Genomic DNA, 15,972 nt, shown 5'->3' with positions numbered 1-15,972 from the left:
TGCAAACTCCGGCTTTTTTTATTTGCAATTTTCTTCGATCATAACACTACGATCCTTTATTGTGAATTTTACTTTTTCAGTTACTTCTATCATATCAAGAATGCTGTTAATATTATCATAACGGGCAACATCTCCTGTGTATTTTAAATGTTTTATTGAATTGGTCAGGAAAAACACATCAACATCATACCATCGCGACAGTCTAATCATTATATCCTCCAAGCTTTTGTTTTCGAAAACAAAACGTCCGTCTTTCCATGCCGTATATAATCTTGTGTCAACAATCTTTTTTGAAGTTTTACCATTCAATTTATTAAAACACAATTGATCATTCGGTACTAATTTCTGACTAGTACCACGAAAATCATCGTTAACCTCAACCTTGCCTTCAACCAAAGTCGTGAAAATCTCATCCTGATCATTATATGCATTTACATTAAAAGACGTTCCCAAAACTTTAACCTCAGCAGTAGTTACATCAACAATAAATGGATGTTCCTTGTCTTTTGCCACCTGAAAAAAGGCTTCCCCTTCCAATTGTACTTTTCGAACTCCCGTGCCAAACTGCGAAGGATATCTCAATTTAGAATTAGAATTCAACCAAATCTTAGTTCCATCAGCAAGAGTCAGCTTGTATTCACCTCCTTTGGGAATAATAATGGTATTGTATGTCAGCCGTTCCTCACTCACCTTTTCTGCAACCTTACTATAAACCAACTCCTTCGAATTATTGGATATCTGTATCCCTTTTTCTTCCAGATTAACTTTTTCGCTCAACTGATATTTCTCACCACCACTTAATACCAGCAGGGCTTGATTTTTACCAGGCAAAATCGCAATGGGCTCATTGTGAACAGAATTGTTGCTAATAGTATACAAAAAGCCTCCAACACCTACGGCAACAATCAGCATCACAGCAATCTTCATTACCTGTTGCTTTAATTGAATTCGCCTGTCTCTTCGTACTTTAGTTTGTATTTGCCTCCAAACATCTTCTTTATTTGCACTTTCAAGTTTTGCTTCTTTCTTGAAGTACAGTTTCTCCGGGTTTTGAGCAAGTTTATGAAAAAGCACAAGATTTTCCTCTTCTGCATGTTTCCACTCCTCCAAAAATTGCTCTTCTTCTGCGTTCAGCTTCCCCTCAAGCCTCTTCACAATTAAATCTGCAATTTTAAAACCAGATGGTAAATTAGTCATATTACAATTTTCTGTGTGCGATTAACATTTATTATAACAGGCGACATGAAAAAAAGGGTGACAAAAGTTTTAACTTTTACCACCCTTTTTAATATTTCGCTTCTACTCAATTCTAAATGAAGTAAAGAATCGAGAACAAATTCTTTAAATTCTCTTTTAAAAATTTACTTGCTCTTTGCTTTTGTGTCTTAACAGTATTGATAGATATATCCAAATCTTCAGCTATTTCAGCATTTTTTAATCCCTTTAAGCTTAATAAGTAAATTAATCTGGCTGATTCAGGCAATTTATGAACCGTTTCCTTAATAATTCGACTCACTTCTTCTTCAATCACATTATGAAGAAAGTAATCCTCATCACAGATATTTTTATCGGATTGCCCCTCGTAAGATTTACGGACTTTTTGATGTTCAATTTGATTTAAGCATGAATTACGAACTGTTTTGTACAAAAATGCTCGTATCGCCCCTTCATGATAAAAAGATGATCTTTTTTCCCAAATTTTAATAAAACTTTCCTGAATTATATCTTCAACAACATCTTGTGCCAAAACATATTTATGACCAAACAGAAACAGCGCATCAAAATACTTGTCGTACAATATTTTAAATGAGTCCTGATTACCATTCCTAAATAACTTTAGGAAAGTTTGATCGAAGGTTTTCATAGTTGGTAGTGGTTAATAATATTAAAACAGGGCTAACAATATTATAAATTATTTTCAGAATAATGCTAATTATCAACCAAGTATTTTCCCTAAACGTTCTAAAATTCACTTTTCCCCGTGCAAAATAAAATTCAAATTTTTAAATTACTGATACGAAAAAAAGGATGTCCAAAGAACATCCTTTCACTTATTTACCAATCTTTATTACAAGCCCAATTTCTTTTTCAATTCTTTAGGTACCGCATCTTTATGAACCATTACAGCAACCGTTTTAAGCTTCACATAGGCTTCACTCATGTTTAAATAGCCACCAAATTGATTGCTGTTTTCAGCCCAGGAATTTTTTGTTTTATAATAAACCGTTCCATACTGATCCTTAACAATTCCTGTTAAATGCATCAAATGATCATCTGTCGTTTCAAAATCATCAAAGGTGGCCTGACGAAGCTCTTGACTTACTTCGGGCTCAATATCTTTTTTACTATTTCCCTTTTCATCTTTTGCCAGATCTTTCTCCCACTTTGCAATTTCAGAATCAGTCATATCTACCGTTTTTTCTGATGGCAAAACAGCATACCCATTTCTATGGGAAAATCCTTTTTCACTAACATCGCCGTCCCAACAAACTGAAAAGCCATTATTAAGAGCGTAGTTAATTACCTCCATCATATCATCCATTGGTACATTATAATACAAATCATCTGACCAATTATCCGGAATCTCCAAGTTAATTTTCTGATAAAAAGGATGATGACTATAAGAAGTCAATTCAATGTAATCCTTCGGATTAAAGCCTAATTTTTCTTCATAAGAAACAGGAGTATATTTAACTCCATCCAATTCAAAATTACTTGGTACTTTTCCCATATAAGTATCCAACACTGCATTTACTGATTCCTCCCAAACAGGTGTGATTTTTCTATTTGGATTTTTGATAACCTCATCCAGCATAGCTTTGGTCGATTGAACCATCTCTTTATGAATGTGAAAATCGCTGCCATACTTATTCCCGGAATAAACACTTTCCGGAACAAATCCATTTTCTTTTACTACGTTTAGAACATCATGAGCTTGTCCGCCTTCACTATAGTTTCCTTTGCCATGATAACGAAAATACCTTTTGGCTTTCTGAGAATAAGCTAACCGAACAATATACATTTCTGATAAATCAATTGCTGGAGCTCCCATGCGCAGTAACTCAGTTTCGATATACGAGATTCCTGCAAAACACCAGCAGGTTCCTGTACTTTGCTGATTTTTAACCGATGTTGTTGGAATATCTACCACAGTAGAATAAACCTTTTCTTCTTTCGTTGTTTCTTGCGCCATTGTTAGATTAACACTAAAAAAGGCAAGAATAATGATTGTTAAAAATGTTTTCTTCATCGTTTTAGTACGTATTTGTTGTTAGTATATTATAATCTAAAGGAACTTATTAATTTGTCTATTTCAAATTCATTAATTCATTCTGTTTCTTTTTAGTCATCTTAGCAACAACCTGATCATACGAATCATCAACCCATTGCTCCAGCTGCCGATCTGATACACTACCATCTATCACTACAGTATTCCAATATTTTTTATTCATATGATATCCCGGCAATACCGAAGAATACATCTCCCGTAACTCAATGGCTTTTTCGGGATCACACTTCACATTCATTTGAAGTTCACCTGTTATATTTGTGAGCAAAAACATTTTATCCAGCACCTTAAAAACCAAGGTTTCTTCATCGAATGGAAATCCTTCACTTACTGCAGTTTTTGAAAGACAATACTCCCGTAACTCTTCAATATTCATTATTTAATACTTTGTTAAGTTTTACTTAAACCTGAGACAAACAAATATAAATACTTTTGGGCACAAGTTTAACTTCGTATTTTCATGAGCATTCAAAATATTTGGTTTGAGAGGCCCAGACTAATAATAATTTTCATTATCACCTGGGCGGTATTAATTGGCTCACTTATTATTTTAAAGAATCTTTCCTCAACAGTTTACAATCAATCCAAAATTTCCGAGCTAAAAGATCATATTAATTGTGTGACTACCAACTCAGAAGAATTATCAGACTACATTTTTAATTATGAGGTTAACAGCGATAAATTCCTAGATGCCATGCTAAGGGTTTATTCAAGCAAACCCAAGAACATAAATCTGATTAGGGACAGTATCATCAATATGTATGATAATATTTACGAAAAACTCAATGAATTGGGAATCAGTGAATTTCAGATACACTTGCGGGATGGAGAACAATTCATCTGCTTTAACCAAATCAATCAATTTGGGACTAATTTATTCGACAATCAATTTTCAGTTGAATTGGCGAACATCCGACAAACCAGCATCAAAGGATTTGAAAATGGAAAACAATTTACCGGTTACCGGATAATATACCCATTAAATTATAAAAGTGAACATGTAGGTACTGTTGAAATTTCTCACCCTATAACCAGTATTCTTAAAAATTTAAACCAACTGTATCCCGAACAATATTTTACGATCTCTGAAGATGATTTTCAAAAAAAAGAAGAAATAATCTCAATCGCAGGAAATCAAAAAATCCACACCAACATCTTACACAAAATTAAACAAAACATTGCTTCAAAATTAAGCAATTCATCATTATCCGGCACTCATATATTCACCATTAAAATAGATGGGCATTATTTTGATATTAATATGCATCCGTTATACAATTTCAAAAAAGAACCCTTCGCTTCAATCTGCTCAATCTCAGAAAACCTAAATCGTGAAAACGCCAATCTAATTTTTCTTCTCATTTTCATATTTATCAACATAAACCTCATCGCTCTTGGATGGCTGGTTCTCAACAACTATAACAAAAGCAAGCTTATTTTTTCCCGTTCAAAGGAACTGGAAACTCAAGCAACCAAATACAAACTCGCAAAGGAAGAAGCCGAAGCAAACACCCATGCAAAAACTCTCTTTTTGGCAAATATGTCACACGAAATAAGAACACCGATGAATGGTATATGTGGCATAACCGAAATTTTAAACCAAACCGAATTGTCAAATGAACAAAAGTCTTACCTAAGTATTTTACAGCAATCTTCAGATCAGCTCCTTTCTGTTTTAAACGACATTCTCGATTTTTCTAAAATGGAAACTCACAAACTAAAATTAGAAAAGTTTCCCATCAATATATACAGTATTATTGATGAAGTAGAGAATTTGTATAAAAATAATGCAATTAAGAAAGGTCTAAGATTTTCGACTAACACTAATGGAGATATACCTTATTTCTTGGGTGATCCTACTCGATTACGTCAAATTCTATCAAACTTGATCAACAATGCAATAAAATTTACCAACAACGGAAGTATTGCTCTGCAAATAGAAAAAAAATCTGAATCCTGCTCCGAGATAGAACTTCTTTTTAAAGTTGAGGATACTGGAATTGGAATTGATCCTGAAGATCTTACTAAACTATTTAAATCATTCAGTCAGGTAGACTCTTCCACAAATAGAAAATATGGAGGAACCGGGCTTGGTCTTGCAATTTGCAAACAGTTAGTGTTGTTAATGAAAGGGGAAATTAATGTAACCAGTTATCCTCGGGCAGGTTCCATTTTTCAATTCACTGCCACTTTCGATTTAATCAATCCAAACTAATCAAACAAAAAAATTCATGATAACATCCAAAATTTAACACTACTGTCAGGCTAAATGAATACGACATAATTTTTTTTATCTTCATAAAAATTGTATTTTGTTCAATATTTACAGGCCTTTTTATAAATCCTAAAAAATGTTTTGCCCAATGATATAAATGATTTTTTTTTTACTTCTCTCAATTTTGTATATTTAGTTCACAGAAAAGTAAGAAATAGATATACTCATGGAAGAAACTGGCTACGCCCAAAAATACAATTGGAAAAACAAACGAATTCTCATTGTTGAAGACGAAGAGATTAATAACATGTTTTTTGATGCAGCTTTAAGCAGAACTGAGTCGAAATTGTTGTGGGCAAAAAATGGCAAAGAAGCGGTTGATATAATTGAAGAATCAGATGATATTGATGTCATTTTAATGGATATCAGATTACCTATAATGGACGGTTGTGAAGCCACACGAAGAATCAAAAAAAATCACAAACAAATTCCAATCATTGCTCAAACTGCATATGCACTTGAAGGGGACAAGGAACGCATATTGGATGCCGGCTGTGACGATTATCTCTCAAAACCAATTCGTTTTGAGGAACTTTTATCAACTATCGATAAATATCTTGCCGATTAATCAACAGGTGCACTAAAAGCATCTTCGATGTGTTCAATTACAAATTCTGCATCTTGTTTTATCACACTTATTACATCAAATCGTACTTCTTGTTCTATTTCTTTTGAATCGACATACCCCTGTGTTGCGCGTACCAAAAATTTAATTTTTGAGAGTGTAATGGCATCAGCCGGGTGCTCAAAATATTCGGTTGATCTTGATTTTACTTCCACAACAACCAAAAAATCATCTTTTACCGCCACAATATCCAGCTCCTTCTTTTGATAAATCCAATTGCGATCCAGAATTTTATACCCCTTTTGAAGCAGGTGCTTCGCGGCAAGGTCTTCCCCCATTTTCCCTAAGTCATTGTGTGCAGCCATAATTATTCCATTTCCTTACATTTATCCCATGTAAACTTCGCTCCTTTTTCACTTACATCCAACCTTAAAAATCTACCAAACGGTAACGCCCAATTTTCCATGATATGACCGGCAGGAAAATCGAAGACAACCGGATAAGAATAATTTTCAATGGACTCTAAAATAATTTCGTAAGCAGTTTTCCCAAAATCAGGATTTCCTGCCTTCATATCGCTCATACCTCCAATAATCAATCCCTGAAGTTCCGATAATTTACCACCCATTTTCAAATTCTTCATCATTCTGTCCAAATGATACAATTCTTCTCCAACATCTTCAATAAAAAGAATTTTCCCATGCGGTTCAAAATCCATTACAGTTCCACGTAAACTATAAAGAATAGATAAATTTCCTCCTATTAATTCTCCCTCTGTAACACCATTTCGATTTAATTCGTGAGAAGTAATTTCATAATTTTCCGAATCCCCAGCCAATGAATGCAAAAGAGTTGATAGTGAATTATCTTCCTTCTCCTTCATTGAAGGAAAATTAACAGGCATAGTCGCATGTAAACTTTCCACGCCTAATATATTATTCAAATAGCTGTGAAATACAGTAATATCACTATATCCAACAATCCATTTTGGATTGCGAATAAACAGATCAAAATCTAAATGCTCTAATATTCGCACACTCCCATATCCACCTCTGGCACAAAGAACAGCTTTTATTTCAGGATCATCTAACATGAGTTGAAAATCTCGCAACCGATTCATATCACTGCCTGCAAATTGGTTTTCAACATCAAACACATGATTTCCCAGAACGACTTTGTAACCCGCCTCTTCCAATCTAGTGACTGCAATTCCCACTTTTTCAGGATTAATTTTTCCCGCAGGAGAGATGATTCCTATTTTATCTCCTTTTACTAAAGCAGCCGGCTGATACATATCTATTTAGTTTTTTTGAAGTAAGAACAAATTAAGAATAAAATACAAATGGATAACTACGTTTTTGCCAATTCTATCTTATCTTTGCAAACAATTCGACCAAAGGTCAAAGTTTTAAACAATAATCAGTAAACAAAATTAACAGAGGAATCCTTCATCTCAAAACAATAAAAGGCAATTCCTTAAGAAAAAATATAATCACAAATGAAGAAATTTAATAGAACACTTGTAACCACGGCTTTACCTTATGCAAACGGACCGGTTCATATTGGTCATTTGGCTGGAGTATATGTTCCTGCAGATATCTACACAAGATACCTTAGAATAAAAGGAGAAGATGTACTACTAATTGGAGGTTCAGACGAACATGGTGTACCTATTACTATTAAAGCACAAAAGGAAGGCATTACCCCGCAGGATGTTGTGGATAAATATCACAACATCATCAAAGATTCATTTGAGAAGTTCGGAATTACTTTTGACATTTATTCCAGAACAAGCTCAGAAACACACCACGAAACTGCGTCTGAATTTTTTAAGACCTTAGATAACAAAGGAGAATTTATCGTAAAAACAAGTGAGCAATATTACGATGCTATTGCGAATCAATTCCTTGCAGACAGATACATTACCGGAACTTGTCCTCATTGTAATAACGACGGAGCATATGGTGATCAATGCGAAAGCTGTGGAACTTCATTAAATGCAACAGATTTAATCAATCCAACCTCATCAATTACCGGAAATAAGCCGGAATTAAAAGAAACCAAACACTGGTATTTGCCTTTAGATAAATATGAGAATGATCTGAAAAAATGGATTCTCGAAGATCATAAAGAATGGAAACCAAATGTTTACGGACAATGTAAATCATGGTTGGATACCGGATTGCACCCAAGAGCAGTAACCCGCGATTTAAATTGGGGTGTTCCTGTTCCTGCTGAGGGCGCAGAAGGAAAAGTTCTTTACGTTTGGTTCGATGCCCCAATTGGATATATTTCGGCTACAAAAGAATTAACTCCCGACTGGGAAAAATACTGGAAATCTGATGATTCGAAGATGGTTCATTTTATTGGAAAAGACAATATCGTATTCCATTGCATCATTTTCCCGGCAATGCTTAAGGCTGAAGGATCTTATATACTACCAGATAATGTTCCTGCCAACGAATTCTTAAATCTGGAAGGTGACAAAATTTCGACAAGTAGAAACTGGGCGGTATGGCTGCACGAATATTTAGAGGAATTCCCTGATAAACAAGATGTTTTAAGGTATGTTTTGACCGCAAATGCTCCGGAAACTAAAGATAATGACTTTACATGGAAAGATTTTCAGGCAAGAAACAACAATGAGCTGGTTGCAATTTTAGGAAACTTTGTGAATCGTGCTTTGGTTCTTACTCATAAATATTACAATGGAATAATTCCTGCGCAAGGAGAATTAACTGATTTCGATAAAGAAACATTAGCCCAGATTCCTGTCTTTAAAGAACAAGTTGAAAAGAATCTTGAAACTTATCATTTTCGTGAAGCATTAAAAGAAGCAATGAATTTAGCGCGTCTGGGAAATAAGTATTTAGCAGATACCGAACCTTGGAAACTGATTAAGACTGATGAAGAAAGAGTAAAAACGATCATGAATATTAGTCTTCAGATTACAGCCAATCTATCGACCTTAATCGAGCCGTTTTTGCCATTTACAGCCAGCAAACTTCGCGGATTTTTGAACATCGGGACTTTGGCCTGGGAAAATATTGGTGCTAATGTTATTGCAAATCATCATCAAATAAATACTGCATCTTTACTTTTCGAAAAAATTGAGGATGAAACAATACAAGCTCAGGTAGACAAGCTTTTGGCAACAAAAGCAGCTAACGAAGCAGAAAAAAAGGTAGTTGCACCGGCAAAAGATAATATCAACTTTGATGATTTCATGAAACTGGATGTTCGTGTTGGAACAATTACAGCAGCTGAAAAGGTAGCAAAAACAAAAAAGCTTTTAAAGCTAACTGTTGATACCGGAATTGATCAAAGAACTGTTGTTTCAGGCATTGCAGAACACTACAAACCTGAAGAAATTATTGGTAAGCAGGTGAGTATATTAGTGAATCTGGAGCCAAAACAATTAAAAGGAATTGAATCTCAGGGGATGATTTTGATGGCTGAAGATGCCGATGGAAAATTATCTTTTGTTTCTCCGGACCAAAGCATAAAACCAGGTTCTGAAATCAGATAATTCAGGACTTAAAAATTTAAGATAAAAAAAACGCTTTCTATCGGAAAGCGTTTTTTTTTAGATCTTTATTTTTTCAGAACCCAGCAGTAAGCTTTTGAATTCTTAGCAATTACCTTCTTTTTAAATTGATCAGCATCTGCTCTTTTATCAAATTGATTGATCGCAACGGAATACAAATTTTTATTTTTAATTATGACAGCAGGATAAGATTTAGAAATCAATTCCTGTTTTAATATTTCTGCATTTTTCATCGAAGTAAAACTACCCGAAATCAAATAAAATCTGCCTTCACGCAACTCATCCAGTTTCACTTCCTTTGTAAGCTTTGGCTCAAATATAACCATCTCTTCAGGTGGGGAAATTACCGGTTTTAATTGAACTATCTTCTCGGTAATTTCTTTCTTGCCATCCATCATTCCCATAGAAGCTTCGTTACCAAAGAATGAACGTTCAGAATTCATTGGAAGTAAGGCAATTGTCAATACAAAAGGAATAGCTGCTGCGACATACCACAAACGTTTTGTCGTAAAAAGCGTCCTTACTTTAGCTTGAGATATAATTGCCGGATGAATTTTTTCTTCTGTAGATAAGGATAGTTTAGGAAGATCTATTTGCTCCAAACCAAATGCATCTACCAAATAATTAAGTTCTTTTGAAGGCTCAAACAGCATGTTATGCCTTCTGTCATTGTAAAAACATCCTACCTGATCCAACACAACTCTTTCTCCACGCTGAATTCGAACACGGATATCTTCAGTAAAAAACTGAACAGATTTTTCAGCCTCTGAATAACTCAGATTTTCCGATTCAGCCAATCTATTAATCAGCAAACCATCATTTTTCGATAAATTACGGTTAAATCCAATAGCTTTGGACGGAGGAAAAACAATATTCAAATTATCGTCGATATTAGCAGGTTTATAGTTGGCAACAAAGCCACCAAACCCAGGTAATATCACGCAATCGTGAATAAATAAAAGATCTTTAATATATTTTGATACTTCCAGCATAATACACAAATATAATCAAAAATATACACCACTCAAATCGAATTTATCGTAAAAAAAAGTAATCAACTATAAACCAAGCTTTTCACAACACAAAAATATATTATGCATCAATTCAGAAAGAGGTACTCTCCAATAAACTATTGTATTTTTGATAGCATTAAAAATAATACATAAACTGTTTCCAATATTTTTTACCCTTGAGATTATTATGAGTATTTTAAGGTGAAATAACTATAAATATTATCTGAACGTGAAAAAAAATATATTAATTACGGGAGGTGCCGGATTTATTGGTTCACATGTGGTTCGTTTGTTTGTAAACAAATATCCAAACTATCGAATCATTAACCTTGACGCACTTACTTATGCCGGGAATCTTGAAAATTTAAGAGATATCGACTCCAAAGTAAATTACACTTTTATAAAAGGTGACATAACAGATCTGGCATTTGTATCAAACCTTTTTAAAAATTATAAATTTGATGGCGTTCTGCATTTAGCCGCAGAGTCTCATGTTGATAGATCAATTTCAGATCCTTTAGCCTTTATTATGACCAATATTGTTGGAACTGTAAACCTTCTTAATGCAGCTAAAGAATGTTGGGCCAATGATATGGATGACAAAAAATTCTACCACATATCTACCGATGAAGTATACGGTTCCTTAGGAAAAACAGGGAAATTTACCGAAGCAACTTCTTACGATCCGAGAAGTCCGTATTCTGCTTCAAAAGCAAGCTCAGACCATTTGGTGAGGGCGTACTTTCACACCTATAAACTTCCGGTTGTATTGTCGAATTGCTCCAATAATTACGGTGCAAATCAGTTTCCTGAAAAACTCATTCCGTTGGTAATAAACAACATTAAAAATTCTAAACCATTGCCTATTTATGGCAAAGGAGATAATATAAGAGACTGGCTGTTTGTAAAAGATCATGCTTTGGCAATTGATTCCATTTACCATGATGGGAAGATTGGAGAGACCTATAATATTGGAGGAGATAACGAATGGACTAACCTGGATTTAGTGAAAAAACTTTGTGATATTATGGATCAGAAACTGAATCGTGAAACAGGAAGTTCACAGCAATTAATCACTTTTGTGAAGGACAGAGCAGGTCATGACCAGCGTTATGCTATAGATGCAACAAAAATTAAAAAAGAATTGGGATGGCAGCCAAGCATCCAATTCGAAGAGGGTTTTGAGCAAACAATTGACTGGTATCTGCGAAATTCAGACTGGATGAATAATATTCTGTCGGGAGACTACGAAAAGTTCTACGAACAACAATATACCAACCGATAAAAAGAAGAGCGATGTGAAACAATCACATCGCTCTATTTGTAATTCTTAAATCTTAAGTTACTCTACAGTAACAGATTTTGCTAAATTTCTTGGCTGATCAACATTACAGCCTCTGTAAACAGCGATATAATAAGAAATCAACTGAAAAGGAATAACCGTTAACAATGGTGCCAATGGTTCCAAGGTTTCTGGAATTTCCACCACGAAATCGGCCATTTTACTAATTACAGTATCGCCTTCAGTAACAATAGCAATAACGTGTCCCTTTCTTGCCTTTACTTCCTGAATATTACTTACAATTTTATCGTAAGATTTATCCTTTGTTGCAACAACAAAAACCGGCATTTGTTCATCGATAAGAGCAATTGGTCCATGTTTCATTTCTGCAGCAGGATATCCTTCGGCATGTATGTAGGAAATTTCTTTTAATTTTAGAGCTCCCTCCAAAGCTACCGGAAATAGGAAACCTCGTCCTAAATAAAGAGCATTGGTAGAATTCATGTATTGTTTCGATAATTCTTTAATGTCATCTTCTTTATCCAGGATTCTTTTTATCTTTTCCGGAAGATTTGCAAATTCTGCAATAAGCTCTTCATATACATCCTTAGCCAGAGTTCCTTTGCGGTATCCAACAAGCATTGCCATCATGGTTAGCACGGTAACCTGCGCTGTAAATGCCTTTGTAGAAGCAACTCCAATTTCCGGCCCGGCATGAGTATATACACCCGCATGAGTTTCACGGGGAATACTTGATCCTACCACATTACAAATACCAAGAACAGTAGCACCAGCCTCTTTAGCTAATTTAATAGCAGCCAAGGTATCGGCAGTTTCACCACTCTGACTAATCGCCAAAACGATGTCATCCTTAAATATCACAGGATTTCTATAACGGAATTCAGATGCATATTCTACCTCAACAGGAATTCGGGCAAATTCTTCAAACAAGTATTCCCCTACCATTCCTGCGTGCCATGATGTTCCACATCCAATAATTAATATTCGGCGGGCATTCACCAATTGCGGAATAACATCATTTATCCCACCTAAAAATACCTCTTTATTTGTAGTAGAAATTCTTCCCCGGATAGTGTCATAAATAGAGCTGGTCTGTTCGAAAATTTCTTTTAACATGAAATGATCGTAGCCGCCTTTTTCAATTTGCTCAATATCCAAATCCAATTGTTGAACATGGGGAGTTAATTTGTCATTCTGAATGGTTTTTAAAACCAATTCATCTCTGCTTATAATCGCAACATCATTATCATTCAGATAGATAACACTATTAGTATATTCAATAATAGGTGTGGCATCCGAAGCAAGAAAATATTCTCCGTTTCCAACTCCAACCACCAATGGACTTCCTTTTCTGGCCGCAATTAATTTATCTGGTTCATCATCACAAATAACAACCAAACCATAAGCTCCAACCACTTTTGTTAAAGCCAATCGAACTGCAAGTTCTGCAGAAACTTCACCTTTCAAATAGATATACTCAATCAAATTTGCCAGAACTTCTGTATCTGTATCACTTTGAAAAGCATATCCTCTTTTAATCAGCTTATCCTTTAAGGTTGAGTAATTTTCAATAATTCCGTTATGAATAATTACAAATTTGTTATTCATCGAACTATGAGGATGAGCATTTTCATCGTTAGGTTCCCCGTGAGTTGCCCAGCGGGTATGTCCAATTCCAATGGTTCCCGAAACATCATTTCCTTTGGCATGATTTTCCAGATCCTGAACCTTTCCCTTGCACTTAAATACCTGAGTCCGATTTGTACGAAGAGCAACTCCTGCAGAATCATACCCTCTGTATTCTAATCTTTTAAGACCATTAATGAGTATAGGATAAGCCTGCTTATCCCCAATGTAACCAACTATTCCACACATAAATACAAATATTTCAGTTTCGGTACCACGCGAAACTTGTTAAAAAACAATTCATCAAATAAAGATACATGCCTTGCCAGCAATTAGTTAGCGTTAAAACAGGCATCACCGATTGAATTATCATAAATCCAGCTAAAAATACGATAAGTTAGAAAGCTCTCCAAACTTCTTAAAGTATATTAAAGAATAAAAAAATAAGGTGTAAGTAAGCAAATGCTTAAATACACCTTTTGAATATATCGTAAATAGTAACTATTCTGCTACTAATTCGTCATAAAGTTCTGAGTAAGCCAACACATATTCATCCTTGTTCTTATACTCCAGAAAAGGTTTTCCTGAAGCAACTGCATATGCCATCACTTCTGCGTTTATTTGAGGACTTCCCATAATCAGGGCATCAGACTGATCAATTGCTAATTTATGAAGTGCAACATAACTCGCATCTTCTAAAATACTAACATCCTCCTGACTAACTCCCTCAATAATTGACTTTTCTCTAAACCGACTGCTGAATTTTGTTGAGAATTCATCATCATACATGGAGAAAACAACCTTTGTATCAGTAAATAACGGATCCTCATTGAATGATTTTTTCAAATACAAAGGCACCAAACCGGTGAACCAACCTTGACAATGTACTACATCCGGCGCCCATCTCAATTTTTTAACTGTTTCAAGTACCCCTCTTGCAAAGAAAATAGCTCTTTCATCATTATCCTCAAAAGCATCTCCGTTTTCATCTAACAGAATCTCTTTTCTATGAAAATAATCCTCATTATCAATGAAATAAACTTGCATACGAGCCGCTTGAATCGAGGCAACCTTAATAATTAATGGATGATCTGTATCATCAATTATTAAATTCATTCCCGAAAGGCGGATAACTTCATGTAGTTGGTTTCTTCTCTCATTGATACATCCATATCTGGGCATGAAAGTTCTGATCTCTTTTCCTTTTTCCTGGATTCCCTGAGGTAGATATCTACCTATTGCAGACATTTCAGTTTCAGGAAGATAAGGGGTAATTTCTTGTGAAACAAACAATACTTTTGTCTTTTCCATATAGTCGCTAATAATATAATACAGATTATCTGCGCAAAATTAGTAAAAATAATTAACATACCTGTCCGAAAGCGAAGCTTAAAGCTCCTACAATACAATTAAATGCAATTAATATTTCTCCAATTTATATTTATTTATTTTATTTGCAGTCTTAAATAAAAATCAATTAGATTTTACCGACACAATTCAAGGGATGGAAACAGTAAAGCTTGTTGCTGAGATTAAAAGTAAGATCAGCAAGTTAAAGGCAGAAGGAAAAACAATTGGATTTGTTCCTACAATGGGAGCTCTTCATAAGGGGCATTTGTCTCTTGTAGATACATCTGTAAAAAACAATGATATTACAGTTGTTAGTATTTTTGTAAACCCAACACAGTTCAATAATCCAGAGGATTTATTGACTTACCCAAGAACTATTGAAGAGGACTTGGAGAAACTTTCGGCCTGCAAACCAGACCTAATTTTTATTCCGGAAGTAAATGAAATTTATCCTGAACCTGACACCAGAATTTTTGATTTCGGTGTGCTTGACAGGGTTATGGAAGGGAAAAAACGTCCAGGTCATTTCAATGGTGTTGCTCAGGTTGTTAGTAAACTTTTCGATATCGTAAGCCCTGAAAATGCCTACTTTGGACAAAAAGATTTCCAACAAGTAGCTGTTATTAAGCAGATGACAAAAGATCTTAAGTTAAATGTTAATATCGTTCCCTGCCCTATTATCAGGGAAAAGGACGGTTTAGCGATGAGCTCAAGGAATGTTTTGCTCTCTGAAGATCAGAGAAAAAATGCTTGTAAAATCTCTGAAACTTTATTTAAAGCTCGTAACTTAGTCGCGGAATTAAGTGTTTCTCAATTGAAAGAATGGGTTGTTGAAGAAATCAATAAAAACAATTATCTTTCAGTCGAGTATTTTGAGATTGTTAACGATACAACCCTTGAGGTGATTAACGACTGGAATGAGTCAAATAATAAGATAGGTTGTATTACAGTTCAGGTTGGGAAAACCCGCCTGATAGATAACGTTACTTTTTAAAATTAGTTAA

Annotated in this window: 14 protein-coding genes; 5 read left to right on the top strand and 9 right to left on the bottom strand. The window is 34.7% G+C overall.

Going from position 1 to position 15,972, the window contains the following annotated elements; all coding sequences use genetic code 11:
* Positions 1-18 precede the first annotated feature (18 nt).
* The 4 genes from ACHZAX_RS20465 to ACHZAX_RS20450 form a co-directional block, all read right to left on the bottom strand.
* Complete coding sequence (locus ACHZAX_RS20465; RefSeq protein WP_320020360.1) at positions 19-1,197, bottom strand: FecR family protein; 1,179 nt, start codon at positions 1,195-1,197, stop codon at positions 19-21.
* Between the two features lie 112 nt (positions 1,198-1,309).
* Positions 1,310-1,864, bottom strand: coding sequence for an RNA polymerase sigma factor (locus ACHZAX_RS20460; protein ID WP_101310508.1), 555 nt, complete (start codon positions 1,862-1,864; stop codon positions 1,310-1,312).
* A gap of 204 nt (positions 1,865-2,068) precedes the next feature.
* Positions 2,069-3,250, bottom strand: coding sequence for a C1 family peptidase (locus ACHZAX_RS20455; protein WP_320020359.1), 1,182 nt, complete (start codon positions 3,248-3,250; stop codon positions 2,069-2,071).
* A gap of 58 nt (positions 3,251-3,308) precedes the next feature.
* Entirely contained in the window at positions 3,309-3,665 is a 357-nt protein-coding gene (locus tag ACHZAX_RS20450) for an MmcQ/YjbR family DNA-binding protein (protein WP_320020358.1), read from the bottom strand.
* 84 nt (positions 3,666-3,749) lie between these two features.
* Here ACHZAX_RS20450 and ACHZAX_RS20445 point away from each other — a divergent pair, with 84 nt between their 5' ends.
* Positions 3,750-5,504 (top strand): ATP-binding protein, encoded by a 1,755-nt coding sequence (locus tag ACHZAX_RS20445; protein WP_320020357.1) that lies wholly within the window; start codon positions 3,750-3,752, stop codon positions 5,502-5,504.
* Between the two features lie 226 nt (positions 5,505-5,730).
* On the top strand, positions 5,731-6,132 hold the full coding sequence (locus ACHZAX_RS20440; protein WP_320020356.1) for a response regulator: 402 nt from the start codon (positions 5,731-5,733) through the stop codon (positions 6,130-6,132).
* On the opposite strand, the gene ACHZAX_RS20435 is transcribed toward ACHZAX_RS20440, so the two are convergent.
* Both ACHZAX_RS20435 and ACHZAX_RS20430 read right to left on the bottom strand, forming a co-directional pair.
* Positions 6,129-6,494, bottom strand: a complete 366-nt coding sequence (locus ACHZAX_RS20435) for a YraN family protein (RefSeq protein ID WP_101310503.1) — start codon at positions 6,492-6,494, stop codon at positions 6,129-6,131. The two genes, ACHZAX_RS20440 and ACHZAX_RS20435, sit on opposite strands and share 4 nt — an antisense overlap.
* A gap of 2 nt (positions 6,495-6,496) precedes the next feature.
* The gene (locus ACHZAX_RS20430; protein ID WP_320020355.1) at positions 6,497-7,423 is read right to left on the bottom strand and encodes a S66 peptidase family protein; all 927 of its coding nucleotides are present in this window, start codon (positions 7,421-7,423) and stop codon (positions 6,497-6,499) included.
* A gap of 204 nt (positions 7,424-7,627) precedes the next feature.
* Here ACHZAX_RS20430 and metG point away from each other — a divergent pair, with 204 nt between their 5' ends.
* Entirely contained in the window at positions 7,628-9,658 is a 2,031-nt protein-coding gene (metG, locus tag ACHZAX_RS20425; RefSeq protein WP_101310501.1) for a methionine--tRNA ligase, read from the top strand.
* Positions 9,659-9,723: 65 nt separating this feature from the next.
* Here the strand turns inward: metG and ACHZAX_RS20420 are convergent, their stop codons facing one another.
* Positions 9,724-10,668 (bottom strand): HU domain-containing protein, encoded by a 945-nt coding sequence (locus tag ACHZAX_RS20420; protein ID WP_320020354.1) that lies wholly within the window; start codon positions 10,666-10,668, stop codon positions 9,724-9,726.
* A gap of 250 nt (positions 10,669-10,918) precedes the next feature.
* Between ACHZAX_RS20420 and rfbB the strand changes: the two genes are divergently transcribed.
* On the top strand, positions 10,919-11,974 hold the full coding sequence (rfbB, locus tag ACHZAX_RS20415) for a dTDP-glucose 4,6-dehydratase (RefSeq protein ID WP_101310499.1): 1,056 nt from the start codon (positions 10,919-10,921) through the stop codon (positions 11,972-11,974).
* A gap of 57 nt (positions 11,975-12,031) precedes the next feature.
* Here the strand turns inward: rfbB and glmS are convergent, their stop codons facing one another.
* Positions 12,032-13,867: a glutamine--fructose-6-phosphate transaminase (isomerizing) gene (glmS, locus tag ACHZAX_RS20410; RefSeq protein ID WP_320020353.1), complete on the bottom strand. Its 1,836-nt coding sequence runs from the start codon at positions 13,865-13,867 to the stop codon at positions 12,032-12,034.
* 252 nt (positions 13,868-14,119) lie between these two features.
* Positions 14,120-14,929 (bottom strand): glycogen/starch synthase, encoded by an 810-nt coding sequence (locus tag ACHZAX_RS20405; RefSeq protein ID WP_101310497.1) that lies wholly within the window; start codon positions 14,927-14,929, stop codon positions 14,120-14,122.
* Between the two features lie 193 nt (positions 14,930-15,122).
* Here ACHZAX_RS20405 and panC point away from each other — a divergent pair, with 193 nt between their 5' ends.
* Positions 15,123-15,962 (top strand): pantoate--beta-alanine ligase, encoded by an 840-nt coding sequence (gene panC, locus ACHZAX_RS20400; RefSeq protein ID WP_320020352.1) that lies wholly within the window; start codon positions 15,123-15,125, stop codon positions 15,960-15,962.
* The last annotated feature ends 10 nt before the right edge of the window (positions 15,963-15,972 follow it).

The sequence above is a fragment of the Labilibaculum manganireducens genome (assembly GCF_963665805.2).
GTDB lineage: Bacteria > Bacteroidota > Bacteroidia > Bacteroidales > Marinifilaceae > Labilibaculum > Labilibaculum manganireducens.
Note: the sequence above shows the minus strand (reverse complement) of the source record. Positions and strands in the feature narration are given on the sequence as shown.